At 37.7% G+C, this 1,508-nt stretch carries 2 protein-coding genes; both read right to left on the bottom strand.

From position 1 onward, the window contains the following. Positions 1-193: 193 nt before the first annotated feature. On the bottom strand, positions 194-1,099 hold the full coding sequence (locus KQI49_RS18710) for an IS3 family transposase (protein ID WP_253286928.1): 906 nt from the start codon (positions 1,097-1,099) through the stop codon (positions 194-196). Between the two features lie 20 nt (positions 1,100-1,119). Next, positions 1,120-1,508, bottom strand: a 389-nt coding sequence (locus KQI49_RS18705) for an HTH domain-containing protein (protein ID WP_371817610.1), incomplete at its 5' end; no start/stop codon positions are given.

Raw genomic sequence — 1,508 nt, 5'->3', positions numbered from 1 at the left:
CAAAGGAGGAGTGGTGGCAAAGGAAAGCACACGTTCAAAACTTAGAGCGTGTGCTTTTGTCATCCATTATAAAAATGAATTATTTTAGAAGTTTGGCGGCATTAGAGTTTTCTGTTTTTCAAGAATGATATCTTTAAACCAGGCAACTGGGACAAGCTACACAAAAAATATGCTCCGCGATTTAAACAGGAATTCAGCATGGTGTTTGAACCATTGGGATCTCCGGTGACTTTACAAGGTGAGCAAGAGGATACACTCCCGTTTTAATAAATTCTGCATATTGATTAGGAGATAACTTTGCAAGATTCCATTGATAGCGATCGTTGTTATAATAATCCATATAGTCATCAATCTTTATTTGAAGTTCCGAAAATGTATTTAAATTGTGAAGGTTTTTCATATCATCTTTCATATGTCCGAAGAAAGATTCTTGCGGAGCGTTATCCCAACAGTTTCCTCGACGCGACATCGATTGACGTAATTCTTTGTCATTCAGTAGCGATTGGAATTTCATACTTGTATAGTGTATGCCTTGATCGGAATGGATCAGGGTTTTCTGATTTTTAGGAATAGAGTGGTTCTCTATTAATTGCTCAATGGTTTTCAATACAAAATCAACTTCCAATGATTCACTAGACACATATGAGAGTATTTGATTGGTATAGGCGTCCTTAATGGTAGATAAATAGGCTTTCTGACCTCGACCAAAGTACAAATAGGTAATATCAGTAAGCAAGACTACTTTTGGACCGTAAGCTTTAAATTGACGTTCTAAATGATTAGGCTTTATTGTGTTTTCTTGTTTTGCTTTGGCCATTCGCCTGTACGGATTGGCTTTTCTAATCGGGCATACTAGATTGTATTTATTCATCAATCGTTGAATTTTTTTACGGTTCATCAGGATTCCTGTTTGAAGCAAACGCATATGAATGCCTCTTGATCCCTTATCATACCCACGGTGTTGATAAGCTTCTAAAATCAATTCAAAATCAGCGCGATTGCGTTTCTCTTGCTCGTTACGTTTATCTTCATTCTTGAGCCATCCATAATAACCGGAGCGAGAAACCTGCGCAATCTTACATAGCCACTTGATATTCAAGAGATTGTGATCTCTTTCTATTAATGTTTGGATGAGTTGATATTTTTCTTGTGCGAAACTTTGGCTGCTTTGCGATGGATAAAATTTGTTTTTTTTAAAGCCTCTATTTGTTGTTTTTGTAAGGCCACTTGATGTTTTAGATAGGCAATTTCTTCCTCTGACGTACGATTTTTCGTACGAGGGCGACCAGAATTTTGACTTCGAAGATCCACAAAGCCTTCCGGTCGCTCGCTCATCTTACGCATACGACGTGCGAATTCATCGACCCTTTGTTTACCTAACATTCGAGTATCAAAGCCTGCCTCTTGGAAAATTTGGGTAGGAAGTTTGCCAGAAGCATATTCCATCATGAAATGCACCTTGAAATCCTCTGAGTAAGTGATTGCTTTATAAGAAACTTTATCCACGT

The sequence above is a fragment of the Virgibacillus sp. MSJ-26 genome, from assembly GCF_018918075.1.
GTDB lineage: Bacteria > Bacillota > Bacilli > Bacillales > Amphibacillaceae > MSJ-26.
This window is presented reverse-complemented; position numbering and strand designations above follow the sequence as displayed.